Origin of the sequence: Brotocaccenecus cirricatena (assembly GCF_020687045.1) — a bacterium.
In the GTDB taxonomy this organism is placed as follows: Bacteria; Bacillota; Clostridia; order Oscillospirales; family Oscillospiraceae; genus Vescimonas; species Vescimonas cirricatena.
Map to the genome: position 1 here is coordinate 1 of NZ_JAJEPW010000014.1, position 15,521 is coordinate 15,521.

Annotated in this window: 14 protein-coding genes and 1 tRNA gene; 8 read left to right on the forward strand and 7 right to left on the reverse strand. The window is 60.4% G+C overall.

The genetic code is table 11. From position 1 onward, the window contains the following. Window positions 1-56: 56 nt before the first annotated feature. The 7 genes from LKD37_RS06440 to LKD37_RS06470 all read right to left on the reverse strand — a co-directional run bounded on the left by LKD37_RS06440 (window position 57) and on the right by LKD37_RS06470 (window position 5,645). A complete protein-coding gene (locus tag LKD37_RS06440; protein WP_302928450.1) occupies window positions 57-974 on the reverse strand; it encodes a DUF4314 domain-containing protein in 918 nt (305 codons plus the stop codon). Beyond that, window positions 974-1,987 (reverse strand): LPD28 domain-containing protein, encoded by a 1,014-nt coding sequence (locus tag LKD37_RS06445; RefSeq protein ID WP_302928451.1) that lies wholly within the window; start codon window positions 1,985-1,987, stop codon window positions 974-976. Before LKD37_RS06445 ends, LKD37_RS06440 begins: the two co-directional genes overlap by 1 nt. Beyond that, window positions 1,984-2,496, reverse strand: a complete 513-nt coding sequence (locus tag LKD37_RS06450) for a hypothetical protein (protein WP_069432203.1) — start codon at window positions 2,494-2,496, stop codon at window positions 1,984-1,986. Before LKD37_RS06450 ends, LKD37_RS06445 begins: the two co-directional genes overlap by 4 nt. Before the next feature lie 182 nt (window positions 2,497-2,678). After that, window positions 2,679-3,875, reverse strand: a complete 1,197-nt coding sequence (locus LKD37_RS06455; protein WP_302928452.1) for an antirestriction protein ArdA — start codon at window positions 3,873-3,875, stop codon at window positions 2,679-2,681. Further along, window positions 3,872-4,519: a hypothetical protein gene (locus LKD37_RS06460; protein ID WP_302928453.1), complete on the reverse strand. Its 648-nt coding sequence runs from the start codon at window positions 4,517-4,519 to the stop codon at window positions 3,872-3,874. Before LKD37_RS06460 ends, LKD37_RS06455 begins: the two co-directional genes overlap by 4 nt. Window positions 4,520-4,636: 117 nt before the next feature. Continuing rightward, on the reverse strand, window positions 4,637-5,299 hold the full coding sequence (locus LKD37_RS06465) for a hypothetical protein (protein WP_302928454.1): 663 nt from the start codon (window positions 5,297-5,299) through the stop codon (window positions 4,637-4,639). Window positions 5,300-5,569: 270 nt separating this feature from the next. After that, window positions 5,570-5,645: transfer RNA gene (locus LKD37_RS06470), tRNA-Pro, on the reverse strand. A 241-nt stretch (window positions 5,646-5,886) separates the two neighbouring features. Here LKD37_RS06470 and hprK point away from each other — a divergent pair. From hprK to LKD37_RS06510, 8 genes are read left to right on the forward strand one after another with little or no spacing between them, the layout of a single operon-like run. After that, on the forward strand, window positions 5,887-6,846 hold the full coding sequence (gene hprK / locus LKD37_RS06475) for an HPr(Ser) kinase/phosphatase (RefSeq protein ID WP_302928456.1): 960 nt from the start codon (window positions 5,887-5,889) through the stop codon (window positions 6,844-6,846). Then, the gene (locus tag LKD37_RS06480; RefSeq protein WP_302928458.1) at window positions 6,843-7,805 is read left to right on the forward strand and encodes an ROK family protein; all 963 of its coding nucleotides are present in this window, start codon (window positions 6,843-6,845) and stop codon (window positions 7,803-7,805) included. Before hprK ends, LKD37_RS06480 begins: the two co-directional genes overlap by 4 nt. 11 nt (window positions 7,806-7,816) lie before the next feature. After that, window positions 7,817-8,731, forward strand: a complete 915-nt coding sequence (murB, locus tag LKD37_RS06485) for a UDP-N-acetylmuramate dehydrogenase (RefSeq protein ID WP_302928459.1) — start codon at window positions 7,817-7,819, stop codon at window positions 8,729-8,731. A 22-nt stretch (window positions 8,732-8,753) separates the two neighbouring features. Continuing rightward, window positions 8,754-9,611 carry an RNase adapter RapZ gene (rapZ, locus tag LKD37_RS06490; protein WP_302928460.1) on the forward strand — a complete coding sequence of 286 codons (858 nt, stop codon included), beginning with the start codon at window positions 8,754-8,756 and terminating at the stop codon, window positions 9,609-9,611. Between the two features lie 12 nt (window positions 9,612-9,623). After that, window positions 9,624-10,670 (forward strand): gluconeogenesis factor YvcK family protein, encoded by a 1,047-nt coding sequence (locus LKD37_RS06495; RefSeq protein ID WP_302928461.1) that lies wholly within the window; start codon window positions 9,624-9,626, stop codon window positions 10,668-10,670. 14 nt (window positions 10,671-10,684) lie between these two features. Next, the gene (gene whiA / locus LKD37_RS06500; RefSeq protein ID WP_302928462.1) at window positions 10,685-11,584 is read left to right on the forward strand and encodes a DNA-binding protein WhiA; all 900 of its coding nucleotides are present in this window, start codon (window positions 10,685-10,687) and stop codon (window positions 11,582-11,584) included. Then, entirely contained in the window at window positions 11,571-12,002 is a 432-nt protein-coding gene (locus LKD37_RS06505; protein WP_302928463.1) for a C-GCAxxG-C-C family protein, read from the forward strand. Before whiA ends, LKD37_RS06505 begins: the two co-directional genes overlap by 14 nt. Before the next feature lies 1 nt (window position 12,003). Continuing rightward, on the forward strand, window positions 12,004-15,480 hold the full coding sequence (locus tag LKD37_RS06510; RefSeq protein ID WP_302928464.1) for a DNA polymerase III subunit alpha: 3,477 nt from the start codon (window positions 12,004-12,006) through the stop codon (window positions 15,478-15,480). Window positions 15,481-15,521: the final 41 nt, after the last annotated feature.

Consider the following 15,521-nt stretch of genomic DNA (forward strand, 5'->3'; position numbering starts at 1 on the left):
GATATGAAAACTCCTCGGATAACAAAACTCACGGGATTACACGGCTTATCCCAGTTCTAAGATAAGCCGTGCATACTGCCCACCTCCATGGCCTTACGCTGCCACATGGTGACACCCATCTCCTCATTCAGCTGGTCAGCCAGTTCTACATTTTTCTCTTTATCTCCGGTATCCCAATCAGAGGGGTAGTACCCGGTTTCGCCGCGCTTGATGCAGATCAGCTGGCCGGTGGTGAGCAAGGTAGAGAAGCACAGTTCCGGCAGTCCCTTTGCAATTCTGGGCGCAAACAGTTCTTTCTCTGTCTGGATGCTCCAGTCATCGCTGTTCCACAGATGAACATAGAGCTCTCCGCCATCCACAGAAATCTCACGCTGTTCAAAGCCTTCGCCCCAGCCGTCCGATGCCTGACCTGAGATGTACTCCTTGAGGGTATCCAGTTCGTGGGCGGAAAGTTCTCCGACCACGCGGCATTCTGCCACACCCCAGAGCTGTCCATTGCGCTCCTCTACGGTGAACACAGCAGAACGCACCTTCCTGTTGACCTCATCATCCACATCATACCAGTGCATGATGCCGTTTTCGTTTTCCTCCGGCATACGGTTTCCAACGAGGGCCTTGAGTATCTGGCCCTCGTAATTACGGAGGCCGTTACCCTCCAATTCTGTGCCGGTGTCCTCGATGTCGCCCCATTCGTTCCGCTCATAGAGATCGGCTGTAAGGGGCATATACAACTTCATAGTGGTGGGCTCAGGCGGCAGGACGGAAAAACTGTCCTCTCCGATGATTAGGGCCAGACAACTGCCATTGTCCCACTTCACATGGAATTGTCCGATGTCGTCGATACTTTCCAGCGTGCCCATGGTGCCGGACGGCACTGGGTGATACGGATCTTTCATCTCTCTGAGCTTGATTCGGCTCCCAGCGGGGTACTGGTTCCGCAGAAAAGCCAGCCATTCTCTCGGCACATTGTTCATCAGGTCATTCCTCCCATCGTCATGCCCTCTTGGGGCGTATTTTCATAATCCTCCAGCGGGCGGGGATTCTCCTCGCCGTAGAGGTCGTACAGGATATCGTCCACCTGCTTGCGGATTGCGGGATCATCGGTCAGGGTTTCGTAGCGGAAGCCGGTAACAGGGTGATTCGGAAGCTCATCTCGGATGCATTGGAGGAAAGTCTCCGCATCCGTATATTCCTGCTGTTCGCCGCTGGCAAATGTCACCCGGCCTATCACCGCCGCCTGCTCCGCCAGATTCTGCCGCTGGACTCGGAGATCAAAGGCCGTCAGGTATGCCTGATAGTCGCCGGGGACAGGGTTGCAGCGCAGACAGTAGCGGTAATTCTCCGTCTCTACGATGTAGCCGTAGTTCGATGGCCAGTTGCCAACCTCACCGCCGTGGCTCCAGCAGTATTTGCTCATGCTGGACAGGTCCTTCAGGACGCCGGTATGCAGTTCATCCACGACCTGCTGCAATTCCGCCTTGAATTCCGGAGAATTCAGCTCCTCGGGGCCTCGGGGCCACCATGTATGCCAGAACTCCTTCCCCCGGTGACCAAAGTCCATTCGGACATGACCGATGCAGCCAAGCCGCTGGTCCTCCTCCGGCTTCATGGCATAGAAAAGGCCCGCTTCATCGAAAGAAGCGGGCCTGATCTGATAACGGGAGGGGATTGGCATTTCATGCTGGCGGCAAAAATCTATAAGGGTGATTTCCTCATCAAGAAAATCGGTTTGTCCCTTAACATCAAGGTAATCCTGACCATCGGGGAAGATGACTGGTTCCGGCGTAAGGATGGAACCAGCATAGTTGACGATAACCCGCGCCTCCAGCGTACTGATCAAATCGGGGTCATAGTCACTGCCACGCAGATCGTAGACATACCAGCCATCTGGCACGGTAGATCGATCCACCCTTGAATCTGAAAACAAAGCGGGCTTCCCAAGCAGTTCGATGTGCTGCATGGAATCGCTCCAGACATTGATGGTCATTGTATCCCTCCTATTTCCACCGTATTTTCCCATGCTTCCTGATCTTTGAGGGAGGCTCTTATCTGGGCGTATAAATCATCCAGCGCAGGAGACTCATAGCCCCAGAATCCAGCAATTTCCCGCATCAGCCTTTCACATTCTGTCACCGATTCTCTGGCGCCATCGGACCCCAGACTGGAAATCATATCAATCGCGTAGAGGTATAACCCCTGTATCACAGCGTCCCTATGCTCCTGTGTAGGAGTCCATTGGTGAACTGCCTGATCCACTTCCTGTATCTTCCGGTCAAAGGCCGTCACATGGTCTACTGTTTTGGCATCTAAGCCCCAGTAGCCTGCCAGTTCGTCTACCAAGCGGCGGAGGGCGGAAATCTGTTCCTTGCCTGCATCTCCTGCTTTCTGCCGCAGCTCTGCGGCATATTCTGTCAGGCCGTCAACGCATTTGGAGATTAGGGCTTTATCCTTCCGGGCTTGCGGTTCCATAGCGTTGATCAGTTCATCTAAAGTCATTCTCAATATCTGCACCTCCTTATCCCCAGTCATTCGGTATTCGACACGAACACTACCACACTCTGACAGCAATAGCTATCTGAATTTTTTGGCCTTGAAAATACAGCTGATTACCGCTGCACCATTCAATCCGATTTCTTTATGAACACCACCACGACAGATGGTCCTCAATTTCAGATGCCTCATTCTATTCTCCCCCACTGAAGGCCCTGTTGCGCTTGATATGCTTCGGCCGGGTCTTCCGACATCAATTCCTCCAGAGCCATTACTCCGAAATAGGACACATAACCATAGGCGCTGAAACGGCCATTTTCCTGTTGGATGCGGTGCTGCCCATAGCCCTCATAATCGTAGAAGGCATCCAGATGGTCATCATATCCAAACCGGCCGGACTCTTGGATCATGTATTTCCCATATTCTTTTGGAGTGTGGACGCCGGGAATAAAGTCGAACTGATCCAGATTTTCAGCCAAACGACAGATCTCACCGGCATTCTCAGGTTCTGCGAATATGATTACAGCTTCCAGCTTGGCCCTGCCTTTTTGATCCAGTTTTGCAATGGCTCCGCACATGGCATTGAGTGAATCCAGGCTGTCCCGCTTTTCATCCAGTATCTCGCCGACCTCTTTCTGAAGCAGGAATACATCTATCGTGTAGTCCGCATGGTCAGGATCCTGCCAGCCTGTCCGCAGCAGGGTGCGGCGAATCTGCTGCTCTGACGCGGGGAGCCAAAGCAGCTCCGGGGCTTGGTTTTCTGCCGGTACAATTTTCAATCCCATGCCGCTGTTGTCATAAAGATATTCCGGAAACTGCCGCCCATTGTAGAGCGGCTCCAATTTCATGCCGTTGTCGTAGACCACGCCGTAGGGGGTGACTGTCCCGGCTTCGCTGTCGATGAGCAAATAGGCGGTTTCGGTTCCATCCAGCGCCTCCAGATCTTCTGTTCTGGCACAGCCCCCATTCAAATTCATGTAATGTTCACGCCCGATTTTTTCAAGGTCGGAAAAATCGGTGATCACAGTGATCTTCTGACAGCAGAAGGTCAGATTGATGAGATCCTTTATTTCCGAGAGCCCCAGCTTGTGGGCCATCCCCTGGAACTGGGCGGCCTCTCCGTCATCGAAGCTGTCCAGCCGCTTGGCCAGATAGTCCAGCTCATCAAGGGTGACCTGTGTGCCGATCAGAGTGTTCAGGACGGTATAGAAGCTGTCCAACTCATCCACCTGACAATCCTGCCGGAGTGTATCGCCGATCTCCAGGGGTCCCAACAGCTCTATCGTGCTGTCATAGTTCTGATTGGGAATGGGGAAGGGGATCGTGGCCTGTCCATATTCCGGATGCTGGGCGTTGCTCAGTACCACTTGGAGCACATATCTCATTTTTTCACCTCCGCAGCTATGATCGTTTTTCCATACCGGGCGATCAGCATAGCGTTGAGAATATCACCGAAGGCTTCGCTGCTAACCTGTTCCTCGTCCGCCAATTCTGCGGAGGTAATGAGCAGCTTCCCGCAGTAGAGGCCCTTGGCTGCTCTGTACACCGGATAGTCCCTCGGGTCGATCCCCCGCAGGGAAACGGAGGAGAAGTCGATCCTGCCGTGAGATATATGGGGAAGCACTCTCCGCCAGAGCCCGATGCGGGAGGAGAGCAGATAAACCGCCGCCAGCTTCTGGGGGCAGATAGAGGCTGTGCCGGCCTCCGGCCACTCAGACAGCCTGTGCCGATGGGCCGGTTCCAGCGCAAGAGGAAGCGTATTCCCTTTGGAAAGAGAGCTGGCCCGCTTCCATAACTTCTGGTGGCCTGCCATGCGGAGGCATCTCTCCGCAAGCTCCTGATAGCCAATAGTCCCTGCTTCCAACCGCTCCGGAATGTATGGGCAAACAGATTCCTGACAGGTGTGCCGCATATAGCTCCGGCAGTAGGTGCAGTCCACATCCTCTTTTTTGTAATGGAATCTGCACAGGACCATCATCCCGCCGCCCCGTTTCTGAAAGCCGGGAACACTCATCATCATCCGTTCCAAACCGGCCAACGGAGTGTCTTGTGAAAAATATTTTGTCATTGCTGTTCCTTTCCGCATAAAAAATGGGGCCTGCTTATCTGCCTATCAGCAGATGCAGGCCCCGTTCTTCCGGTACTCTTACAGATTCATTTGTGGTTCCTGTCCCTGGCTTTGCTCCAAACGCTCTGCCAGATCCGGGACGGTGTATTCGATCTTTGTTCTTGAAGTCTGCAGGGCCTTGAGCTGGCCATCCTCCGGCTCAGGTCCCTCATCCAGCAGATAATCTGTGGCCCGATAGAGCTGGGTTAACTCCTCCGGTGAAAAAAGCTGGGCTTTGGAGATCAGCCCGGAGCGGACGGCGAAGTCCTGTTTGGCTCCTTGGAAATCCTCCTCATAATAATGTCCATGACTCACCCTGGTCCTGTCATGATCCCAGATCCATGTGACAAATTGATAACCCCAGCCGTTTTCCAATTCACGCCCAGCCAGCACTGCGCCGCCAAAATCCGCCAGCAGATGGAATTTCTCACTCAGACCGCTGGCATGAAGGAGGGGGGCGGTCTGGACCGCTTCAACATAGGCATACACTTCATCTGCAGTCTGGGCAACTTTATGGTATAGTTCACCGGCTTCCGGCTGATTGCTTCCGGCAGGGAGGAGGAACACATCACTCCCCGCCGAAACAGAGAGAACCGGCTGGTTGTTCAGCAGCACTGTCAGCCGGTTCTTCTCCGGATGGCCTGCGGTGATTCCAGCTGCCCGCAGGCGGCGGGCTAACTCTGCAAAATATTTATTTTCCAAACTCATTCCTCCCCTGAAAATGAAAAAGCCGGAACCTCTTTTGAGATTCCGGCAGAAAAGAAAAAGCGGCAAATATTCCCCGCAGGAAACACCGCCGCTCTTTTCCGTTCTCTATATCATCTGATACCCGCGGGTTTGACTCTTATCAGAGTGAATAGCGCAAGGTCAAATATCGATAAAATGAGGCCCGTAGATTTACTCATCTACGGGCCTCGGAAGCCTTGAAAACACTGGGCTTTTACACCCAATATCTTTTTTAGCCTCCCTTTTTGGTCGGAGTGCGGGGATTTGAACCCCGGGCCTCTTGGTCCCGAACCAAGCGCGCTACCAACTGCGCTACACCCCGTCATCCCGTCTATTATACGTTTTTTCGGTCCGAATGTCAAGATGCATTTTGCAGTGCGGGTACACATTTTTGCAGTGCGGGTACACTGTTTTCCGGTGTGGGTATGCATTATTTGACAAAAACCCGAAAAAAATTCGACCCTCCCCATAGGACTTGCGAAAAAGGCACATATACGGTATAATGACATATAATTATAGGTATGTGCAGGTGCGGGACAACGCACCGGATGGAGGACCCATATATGGAAAAAGTAAGACGCGACCCGGCCAGCCTCAGCCAACTGGTGAAGGATTTTGATCTGGAGGTGGTCTACAAGGGCCTGGACTATGACACCCGGATGATCACCATCCCCGATGTGAACCGCCCGGCCCTGCAGCTGGTGGGCTTTTATGACTACTTCGAGCCAAAACGCCTGCAGATTCTGGGCAAGGCGGAGTTTACCTTCCTGAAGGCCATGCCCCTGGAGCAGCGGAGAAAGGTATTCGAGGATCTGCTGCGCTGCGAGATCCCGGCCCTGATCATTGCCCGGAATATGGAGATTTTTCCCGAGCTGATGGAGATTGCCCGCAAGCACGGGCGCACCCTGCTGCGGACGGAAAAGACCACCGTGGAGCTGACCAGCCACATCATCGACTATCTGAACCGGGCCCTGGCCCCCCAGATCACCCGCCACGGCGTGCTGATGAACATCTATGGCCAAGGCGTGCTGATGATCGGCGACTCCGGCATCGGCAAAAGCGAAACCGCCATCGAGCTGCTCAAGCGCGGCCACCGGCTGGTGGCCGACGACGCGGTGGAAATTCGCCGCATTTCCGACTCCCTGTACGGCTCGGCCCCGGAGATCATCCGCCACTACATTGAGATCCGGGGTATCGGCATCATCGACGTGCAGCAGCTGTTCGGTATGGGCGCGGTGCAGTTTGACTCCGACATCGAGATCGTGATCCATCTGGAGCCCTGGCAGGACGGTAAGTTCTATGACCGGCTGGGCCTGGAGGGCGACACCTACACCATTCTGGGGGTGCAGCTGCCCTATGTGACCATCCCCGTGCGGCCGGGGCGGAACCTGGCCGGTATCGTGGAGATCGCCGCCATGAAGAACCGCCAGATGCGGTACGGCTACAACTCCGCCCGGGACTTCATGACCCAGTTTGACAAGAAAATGGATGAGCTGGCCCGGCAGGCCAAGGAGAAGCAATGAACTATATCGGCATCGACATCGGCGGCACCAACCTGAAGGCCGGTCTTGTGGACGAGGACGGCCTTCTGCTGGCCGTGAAAACCATGAAGATCCGCGAGGTATCGGACCCCGACGCCCTGACGGACACCCTGGTGGCCCTGACCCGGGAACTGGCCCAGGAGGGCGGCGTGCCCATGGAGGAGATCGCCTCCGTGGGGGCGGGCGTCCCGGGAGTGGTGGACATCCGCACCGGGTCCATCGTATACACCTGCAACCTGCCCCTGCGGAACATTCCCCTGCGCAAGCTGTTCAAGCGGCGGCTGGGGCTGCACCTGTATGTGGAAAACGACGCCAACTGCGCCGCCCTGGCGGAATTTCACGCCGGAGCGGGCCAGGGCAGCAAGCGCTTTGTCACCATCACCCTGGGCACCGGCATCGGCGCCGGGATTATCCACAACGGAAAAATTTTCCACGGCGGCAACGGCATGGCCGGTGAGGTGGGCCACACCTGCATCGACTATCAGGGTCTCCCCTGCCCCTGCGGCCGCCGGGGCTGCTGGGAGCAATACGCCTCCGCCAGCGCCCTGAAGCGCTTCACCGCCCAGGCCCAGCTGGGCAACCCCGACAGCATCCTGGCCCGGGTCATCCGGGAGCATGACGGCCATGTGTCCGGCCAGTCGGCGTTTATGGCCGCCCGGCTGGGGGACCCGGTGGGCCAGCAGGTCTGCGACATGTATGTGGGCTATCTGGCGGCGGGCATCGCCAACGTGGTGAATATTTTCCAGCCGGATACCCTGGCCATCGGCGGCGGCGTCAGCAACGAGTCCGATGAGCAGCTGCTCCACCCCCTGCAGCAGCTGGTGGAGCGGGAGACCATCCCCTGCAGCGCCGGGAAAAAGACCCGCATCGTCAAGGCCCAGCTGGGCAATCAGGCGGGGATCATCGGCGCGGCCCTGCTGGGGAAGAAAAAACGGATTTGAGGGAGATCACTATGCAGTGGTATGAACGTTTGGACGAAAAGATCCGGGATTACCTGCCGGACATGACGGTGGAGCGGGACGTGCCCATGAGCCGCCACACCTCCTTCCGCATCGGCGGCCCCGCCCGGCGCATGGCCTTTCCGGAAAGCCGGGAGCAGCTGGTGATCCTGCTGGGCCTGGCGGAGGAGTGCGGCATCCGGCCGTTTCTGCTGGGCCGGGGCACCAATCTGCTGGTGTCGGACCGGGGGCTGGACACCCTGGTCATCAAAACGGCGGAACGCATGACGAGCATCCGCCGCCTGGACGACGTGACCTTGGAGGCCGACGTCGGCGTCCTGCTCAGCCGCCTGGCGGTATACGCCCAGCAGGCGGGCCTGGCCGGGCTGGAATTTGCCCACGGCATCCCCGGAAGCCTGGGCGGCGCGGTTTGCATGAACGCCGGGGCCTACGGCGGCGAGATGCGCCAGGTGGTGACGGAGGTCACCGCCCTGTACCCCGACGGCATCCGCCGCTTCACCGGGGACCAGGCAGAATTTGCCTACCGGCACAGCCGGTTTCTGGAGGACGGAGCCGTGGTGCTGGGGGCCGTGGTGCGCCTGACCCCGGACGATCCCGCCGCCATCCGGCAGCGGATGGATGACCTGATGGCCCGGCGCAGGGCCTCCCAGCCCCTGGAATGGCCCAGCGCCGGCAGCACCTTCAAGCGGCCGGAGGGCTATTATGCCGGGACCCTCATCGACCAGACGGGCCTGAAGGGCCTGACGGTGGGCGGAGCCCAGGTGTCGGAAAAGCACGCGGGCTTCGTCATCAACACCGGCAGCGCCACCTGCGCCGACGTGCGGGAGCTGATCCGCCGGGTGCAGGAGGCCGTTTACAAGGCCCACGGCGTCCGGCTGGAGCCGGAGGTCCGTTTCGTCGGCGAATAACCCCGGGAAAAGAGGAAATACAATGGAAATTCTGATCATATCCGGTCTGTCCGGCGGCGGCAAAAGCAAGGCCGCCTCGTTTCTGGAGGACATCGGCTACTATACCGTGGACAATCTTCCGGCGGAGATGATGATGAAGTTCGCCGGGTTCTGCGCCGCCTCCAGCGGGCGGTATGACCGAGTGGCCCTGGTGTATGACGTGCGCTCCGGCGAGCCCACGGATATGCTCATCGACACCCTGGAGCAGCTGAAGGCCAGCGGCGTCAACTGCCGGATGCTGTTTCTGGAGGCGGACACCCCCACCATCATCAACCGCTATAAGGAGACCCGGCGTATGCACCCCCTGCAGGCCAAGGGCCTCAGCGTGGAGGAGGCTGTACGGCGGGAACGGGCGCTGATGCAGCCGGTGCGGGATCACGCGGATTTCGTGCTGGACACCTCCTCCCTGTCCACGGCCAAGCTCCGCAGTGAGATGCTGAACCTGTTCGGCACCCCGTCGGACCGGGGCGGGCTCAACGTCAGCGTCCTGTCCTTCGGCTTCAAGCACGGCATCCCCATCGAGTCGGACCTGGTGTTCGACGTGCGGTTCATGCCCAACCCCTACTATGTGGCGGAGCTGAAAAACAAAACCGGCCTGGACCAGGAGGTCCGGGACTTCGTGTTCTCCTTCCGCCAGACCCACGAGTTCATGGCCCAGCTGGAGAAAATGATCACCTTCCTGCTGCCGCTGTACAGCGAGGAGGGCAAAACCGTTCTGGTCATCGGCATCGGCTGCACCGGCGGCCACCACCGCTCCGTGGCCGTGGCCCATGAGCTGGCGGAGTATATCACCCGGATGGGCTATCAGGTGACGGAAAACCACCGGGATATCTCCCGGTAAGGAGGTGCGCGTATGGGCGGCTGCTATTCTGTGGCCCCGGAGCACGGCCCCCGCATCGCCGCCGTCGGCGGCGGCACAGGGCTGTCCACGCTGCTGCGGGGGCTGAAGCTGTATACGAAAAATCTCACCGCCATCGTCACGGTGGCGGATGACGGCGGCGGCTCCGGCCGCCTGCGGCAGGACCTGGGAATGCCCCCGCCGGGGGATATCCGCAGCTGTCTGGAGGCGCTGGCCAACGCCGAGCCTCTGATGGCCCAGCTGATGCACTATCGCTTCCCGGAGGGGACCCTGGCCGGGCAGAGCTTCGGCAACCTATTTCTGGCGGCCCTGAACGGCATCATGCCCAGCTTTGACCGGGCCGTGGAGAGTATGAGCCAGGTGCTGGCCATCACCGGCCGGGTGCTGCCGGTGACCACGGCGGACGTGCAGCTGGAGGCCACCTTTGAAAACGGGGCCAGCGTGGTGGGCGAGAGCCATATCTTCCGCTGCAAGAAGGAGCAGGACTGCCGCATCCGCCGGGTGCGGCTGATCCCGGAGCATCCCCGCGCCCTTCCGGCGGCCATCGAGGCCCTGGAGCAGGCGGAGGTCATCGTTCTGGCCCCCGGAAGCCTGTATACCAGCATCATCCCCAACCTGCTGGTGGACGGTATTGTGGACGCCATCCGCCGCTCCCGGGCACTGAAGGTCTACGTCTGCAATGTCATGACCCAGGACGGCGAAACCGAGGGCTACACGGTGTCGGACCACATCCGCGCCCTGTTCAAGCACTCCTGCCCGGGCCTGTTCGACCTGTGCCTGACCAATTCCTCCCCCATTCCCCCGGCGGTGGTGCAGCGCTACGCCCTGGAGGGGGCGGAGCCCATCTTCTGCGATCGGGAGGCCGTGGAGGCCCTGGGGGTGGAGATCATCAGCCGCCCGGTGGCCACGGTGGAAAACGGCCTGGTACGCCACAATCCCGGCCATCTGGCCTGGGAGCTGGTGCAGCTGCACAACCAGCGGAATATCCGCCTGGTCTGCCGGGACTCCCACCGCACCACCTGCAACCGCGTAGAAACGTAAGAGGAGAACCATCCATGCAGTCCTTTGCATATAAAGTCAAAAGCGAGCTGTGCCGCCAGCCGGTGTCCCGGCAGTGCTGCGCCCGGGCGGAGGCCTATGGGGTGCTGCAGTTCTGCAACACCTTCACCGCCGCCGAGGTGCGCATCATCACGGAGAATCCCGAGTTTGCCGCCCGGCTGCCCCGGCTGTTCCAGCGGGCCTTTTCCCTGAAATTCGACAGTCTGCCGGACGGCACCCGGGACAAGCTGATCTTCCGCATCACCCAGCGCCACAAGCTGGCCCGGATCGTGGACCTGCTGGGCTATGACCCCAGCCTGGTGCTGCACGTGAATTTCGGCCTGCTGGAGGACGACTGCTGCCGCACCGCCTTTGTGCGGGGGGCCTTTCTGGCCGGGGGCAGCGTCACGGACCCGGAAAAGCGCTATCACCTGGAGCTGGCCACCTCCCACACCCAGGCCAGCCGGGAGGTTTCGGCCCTGCTGACGGAGATGGGCTTTCTGCCCCACAGCGTCCGCCGCAGCGGCAGCAGCGTCATCTATTTCAAGCAGTCCGAGCATATCGAGGACCTGCTGACCACCATCGGCGCCCCGGCGGCGGCCATGGACATCATGACCGCCAAGGTGGACAAGGAGATCCGCAACGGCGCCAACCGGGCCATGAACTGCGACATGGCCAACGTCAACAAAACCGTGGACGCCGCCCTGGAGCAGATCGCCGGGATTCGGCGGCTGGAGAGCAGCGGGCGGCTGGCCCAAATGCCGGAGAAGCTGCGCCAGGCGGCCCGGCTGCGGCTGGATAACCCGGAGATGTCCCTGCAGCAGCTGGCAGAGCGCAGCGACCCGCCGGTGAGCAAGTCCTGCATGAATCACCGGATGCGCAAGCTAATGGAGGAGGCCAACGATGTCCATGAATAAAACCCAACGATGCCAGGCCGCTGTGGACTACCGGCGGCAGGGCCTGAACTGCAGCCAGTGCCTGCTGGCCGCCTTTCGGGACCGGGCGGGCCTGACCTTGGAGCAGGCCATGGCCCTGGGAGCCGGTATGGGCGGCGGCGTCCGCTGCGGAAGCATCTGCGGCGCGGTGTCCGCACCGGTGATGCTGCTGGGGACCGCGTGCCCCGACCCCACCGACCGCCCTGCCGTCACCGCCGTGGTGAAGGAGTACCAGCGGCGTTTTCTGGAGCGGTTCCACCGGATGGACTGCCGGGAGCTGCTGCGGGCCCAGGATCTGGAGCCGTCGGAGCTGGCCCTGGAGCTGGCAGGCGGCGACCACTGCGGCCGCCTGATCGTCACGGCGGCGGAGCTCCTCACCGATATGCTGGAGGAGGCGTGATATGGCCTTTGCCCATCTGCACGTCCACACGGAATACAGTCTGCTGGACGGCGCCTGCCGCATCCGGGACCTGCCGAAGCTGGTGAAGGAGCTGGGCCAGACGGCGGTGGCCATCACGGACCACGGCGTTATGTACGGCGCCATCGACTTTTACCGGGCCTGCAAGGCCCAGGGCATCCACCCGGTCATCGGGTGCGAGGTGTATGTGGCCCGGAGGACCCGGCTGGACAAAACCTATGAGCTGGACGCGGAGTCCCGGCACCTGGTGCTGCTGTGTCAGAACGAGACCGGTTACCGGAACCTGTCGTACCTGGTGAGCCAGGCCTTTGTGGACGGGTTCTATATCAAGCCCCGCATTGATTTGGACCTGCTGCGCCGGCATTCCGAGGGCCTCATCGGCCTGTCGGCGTGCCTGGCCGGTGAAATTCCCCGCCGCCTGGTCGGCGGCGACTATGAGGGGGCCAAGGAATATGCCCTGACCATGCAGGACATTCTGGGCAGTGGCAATTTCTATCTGGAGCTTCAGGACCACGGCATTCCCCAGCAGACCACGGTGAACCGGGGCCTGCTGCGCCTGCACCAGGAGACGGGCATTCCCCTGGTCTGCACCAATGACGCCCACTATCTCCGGAAGGAGGACGCCGAGAGCCACGACGTGCTGCTGTGCATCCAGACCGGCAAGACTGTTGACGATGAAAACCGCATGCGCTATGAGCCCCGGAATTTCTACATCCGCTCCACGGAGGAGATGGAGGAGCTGTTCGCCGGTTATCCCGACGCCGTGGAGAACACCCAGCGCATTGCCGACCGGTGCCAGTTTGACTTCACCTTCGGCAAGTATCACCTGCCGGAGTTCCAGCTGCCGGAGGGGTACGACTCCCCCACCTATCTGCGGGAGCTGTGCCAGCGTGGCTTCCGGGCGCGCTACGGCGAGAACCCCGCCTATCACAGGCAGCTGGACTATGAGCTGGACATGATCGGGAAAATGGGCTTCACGGACTATTTCCTCATCGTCCAGGACTTCGTGAACTATGCCAAGGGCGCGGGGATCCCTGTGGGCCCGGGCCGCGGCTCCGCCGCCGGCAGCATGGTGTCCTACTGCCTGCGTATCACGGACATCGACCCCATGCAGTACAGCCTCTATTTCGAGCGGTTCCTGAACCCGGAGCGGGTGTCCATGCCGGATATCGACATGGATTTCGGCGACACCCGCCGGGGCGAGGTGGTAGACTATGTCCGGCGCAAGTATGGCGATGACCATGTGGCCCAGATCGTCACCTTCGGCACCATGGCGGCCCGGGCCGCTATCCGGGATGTGGGCCGGGTGCTGAACATGACGTATGCCGAGACGGACACCGTGGCCAAGCTGGTGCCCACCGGCCCCCACATTACCCTGAACGATGCCCTGAAGCTGTCCAAGCAGCTGTCGGACCTGTACCAGCAGGACCCCCGGGTCCACAAGCTCATCGACACCGCCCGGGCCCTGGAGGGAATGCCCCGGCACGCCTCCACCCACGCCGCCGGCGTGGTCATCACCAAGCGGCCGGTGTACGAATACGTTCCCCTGGCCCGGAACGACGAGTCCATCGTGTGCCAGTATACCATGGTGACCCTGGAGGAGCTGGGTCTGCTGAAAATGGACTTTCTGGGCCTGCGGAACCTGACGGTGCTGGACGACGCGGTGAAAATGGTCCAGAAGGACCACCCGGATTTCCGCCTGGCGGACATTCCCATGGACGACAAGGCCACCTTCGATATGCTGACCCAGGGCAAAACCGGCGGCGTGTTCCAGATGGAGTCCTCCGGCATGACCGGCGTGTGCCTGGGACTGAAGCCCCAGAACATCGAGGACATCACCGCCATCATCGCCCTGTACCGCCCCGGCCCCATGGATTCCATCCCCCGGTTCGTGGCCTGCAAGCACGATCCCTCCCTGGTGACCTATAAGCACCCCAAGCTGGAGCCGATCCTCTCCGGCACCTACGGCTGCATCGTGTATCAGGAGCAGGTCATCAAGATCTTCCAGGAGCTGGCCGGTTACTCCCTGGGCCAGGCGGATATGGTCCGCCGGGCCATGTCCAAAAAAAAGGCCAAGGACGTGGAGCGGGAGCGGGAGGCCTTCCTCCACGGCGACCCCGCCCGGAACATCCGTGGCTGCGTGGCCAGCGGCATCCCCGAGGCCACGGCCCAGGCCATTTTCGACGAAATTTACGACTTCGCCAACTACGCCTTCAACAAGGCCCACGCCGTCAGCTATGCGGTGGTGGCCTATCAGACGGCTTATTTCAAGTGCCACTTCACCCGGGAGTATATGGCCGCCCTGCTGACCTCGGTGCTGGACAACTCCGACAAGGTGGCCGAGTATATCGCCGAGTGCAAGGACTGCGGCATCGCCCTGCTTCCGCCGGATGTGAACCGCTCCTATGACCGGTTCACCGTGGAGGAGGGGGGCATCCGCTTCGGCCTGGTGGCGGTGAAGAACATCGGCCGGGGCTTCATCCAGGCGGTGGTGCGCCAGCGGCAGCAGGACGGTGATTTCACCTCCTTCCAGGATTTCTGCCAGCGGATGTTCGACTGCACGGACATGAACAAGCGGGCGGTGGAGAACCTCATCCGCTGCGGGGCCTTCGACAGCCTGGGAGCCAAGCGCTCCCAGCTGGTGGCCGTATATGAGCGGGTGCTGGACGGCATCGCCTCCTCCCGCCGAAAAAATGTGGAGGGGCAGATGGACCTGTTCGGTATGTCCGCCTCCTCCGGGTCCTCTGTGTCCAGCGTCCCCCTGCCGGATATCCCGGAGTTCACCGCCGTGGAGCGGATGAGCATGGAGAAGGACACCACGGGGCTGTACCTGTCCGGCCACCCTATGGAGGACTACCGTCCTCTGGCCAAGCGGGCCGGGGCCGTGCCCATCCACGCCATCATGTCCGATTTCGAGGGCCAGGACGGCCCCAAGCGCTTTGCCGACGGCCAGAACGTCACCGTGGCAGGGGTCATCACCGCCAGCCGCACCCGCACCACCAAAAACAACACCCTTATGGCCTATGTGACCATCGAGGATGAGCTGGCCTCCATGGAGCTGCTGTGCTTCAGCCGGGTCATTGACCAGTGCGGCAGCTATATGCAGGTGAACACCCCGGTGCTGGTAAAGGGCCGTCTGTCCGTCCGGGACGAGAAGCCCCCCCAGATCATGTGCGACTCCCTGTATCCCCTGGAAAGCGGCCTGCCCCCTATGGAGCAGCCCTCCCGCCGCCCGGCCCAGCGGGAGAGCACCATCTATCTCCGCTTCCCCAGCGCCGACAGCCCCGCCTTCCGGCACATCAAGCTGGTGATGACCATGTTTGAGGGCTCCACCCCGGTGAAGATCCGCCTGGCGGACACCGGAAAGCTCCTGGGCACCCACTGCCTGAATCACCCGGCCCTGCTGCAGGAGTGCCGGGAATGGCTGGGAGAGGAAAACGTGGTGGTCAAGAAAAAATAGGCAAAAGCCCCCGCCGGATGGCGGGGGCTTTGCTATTCTCG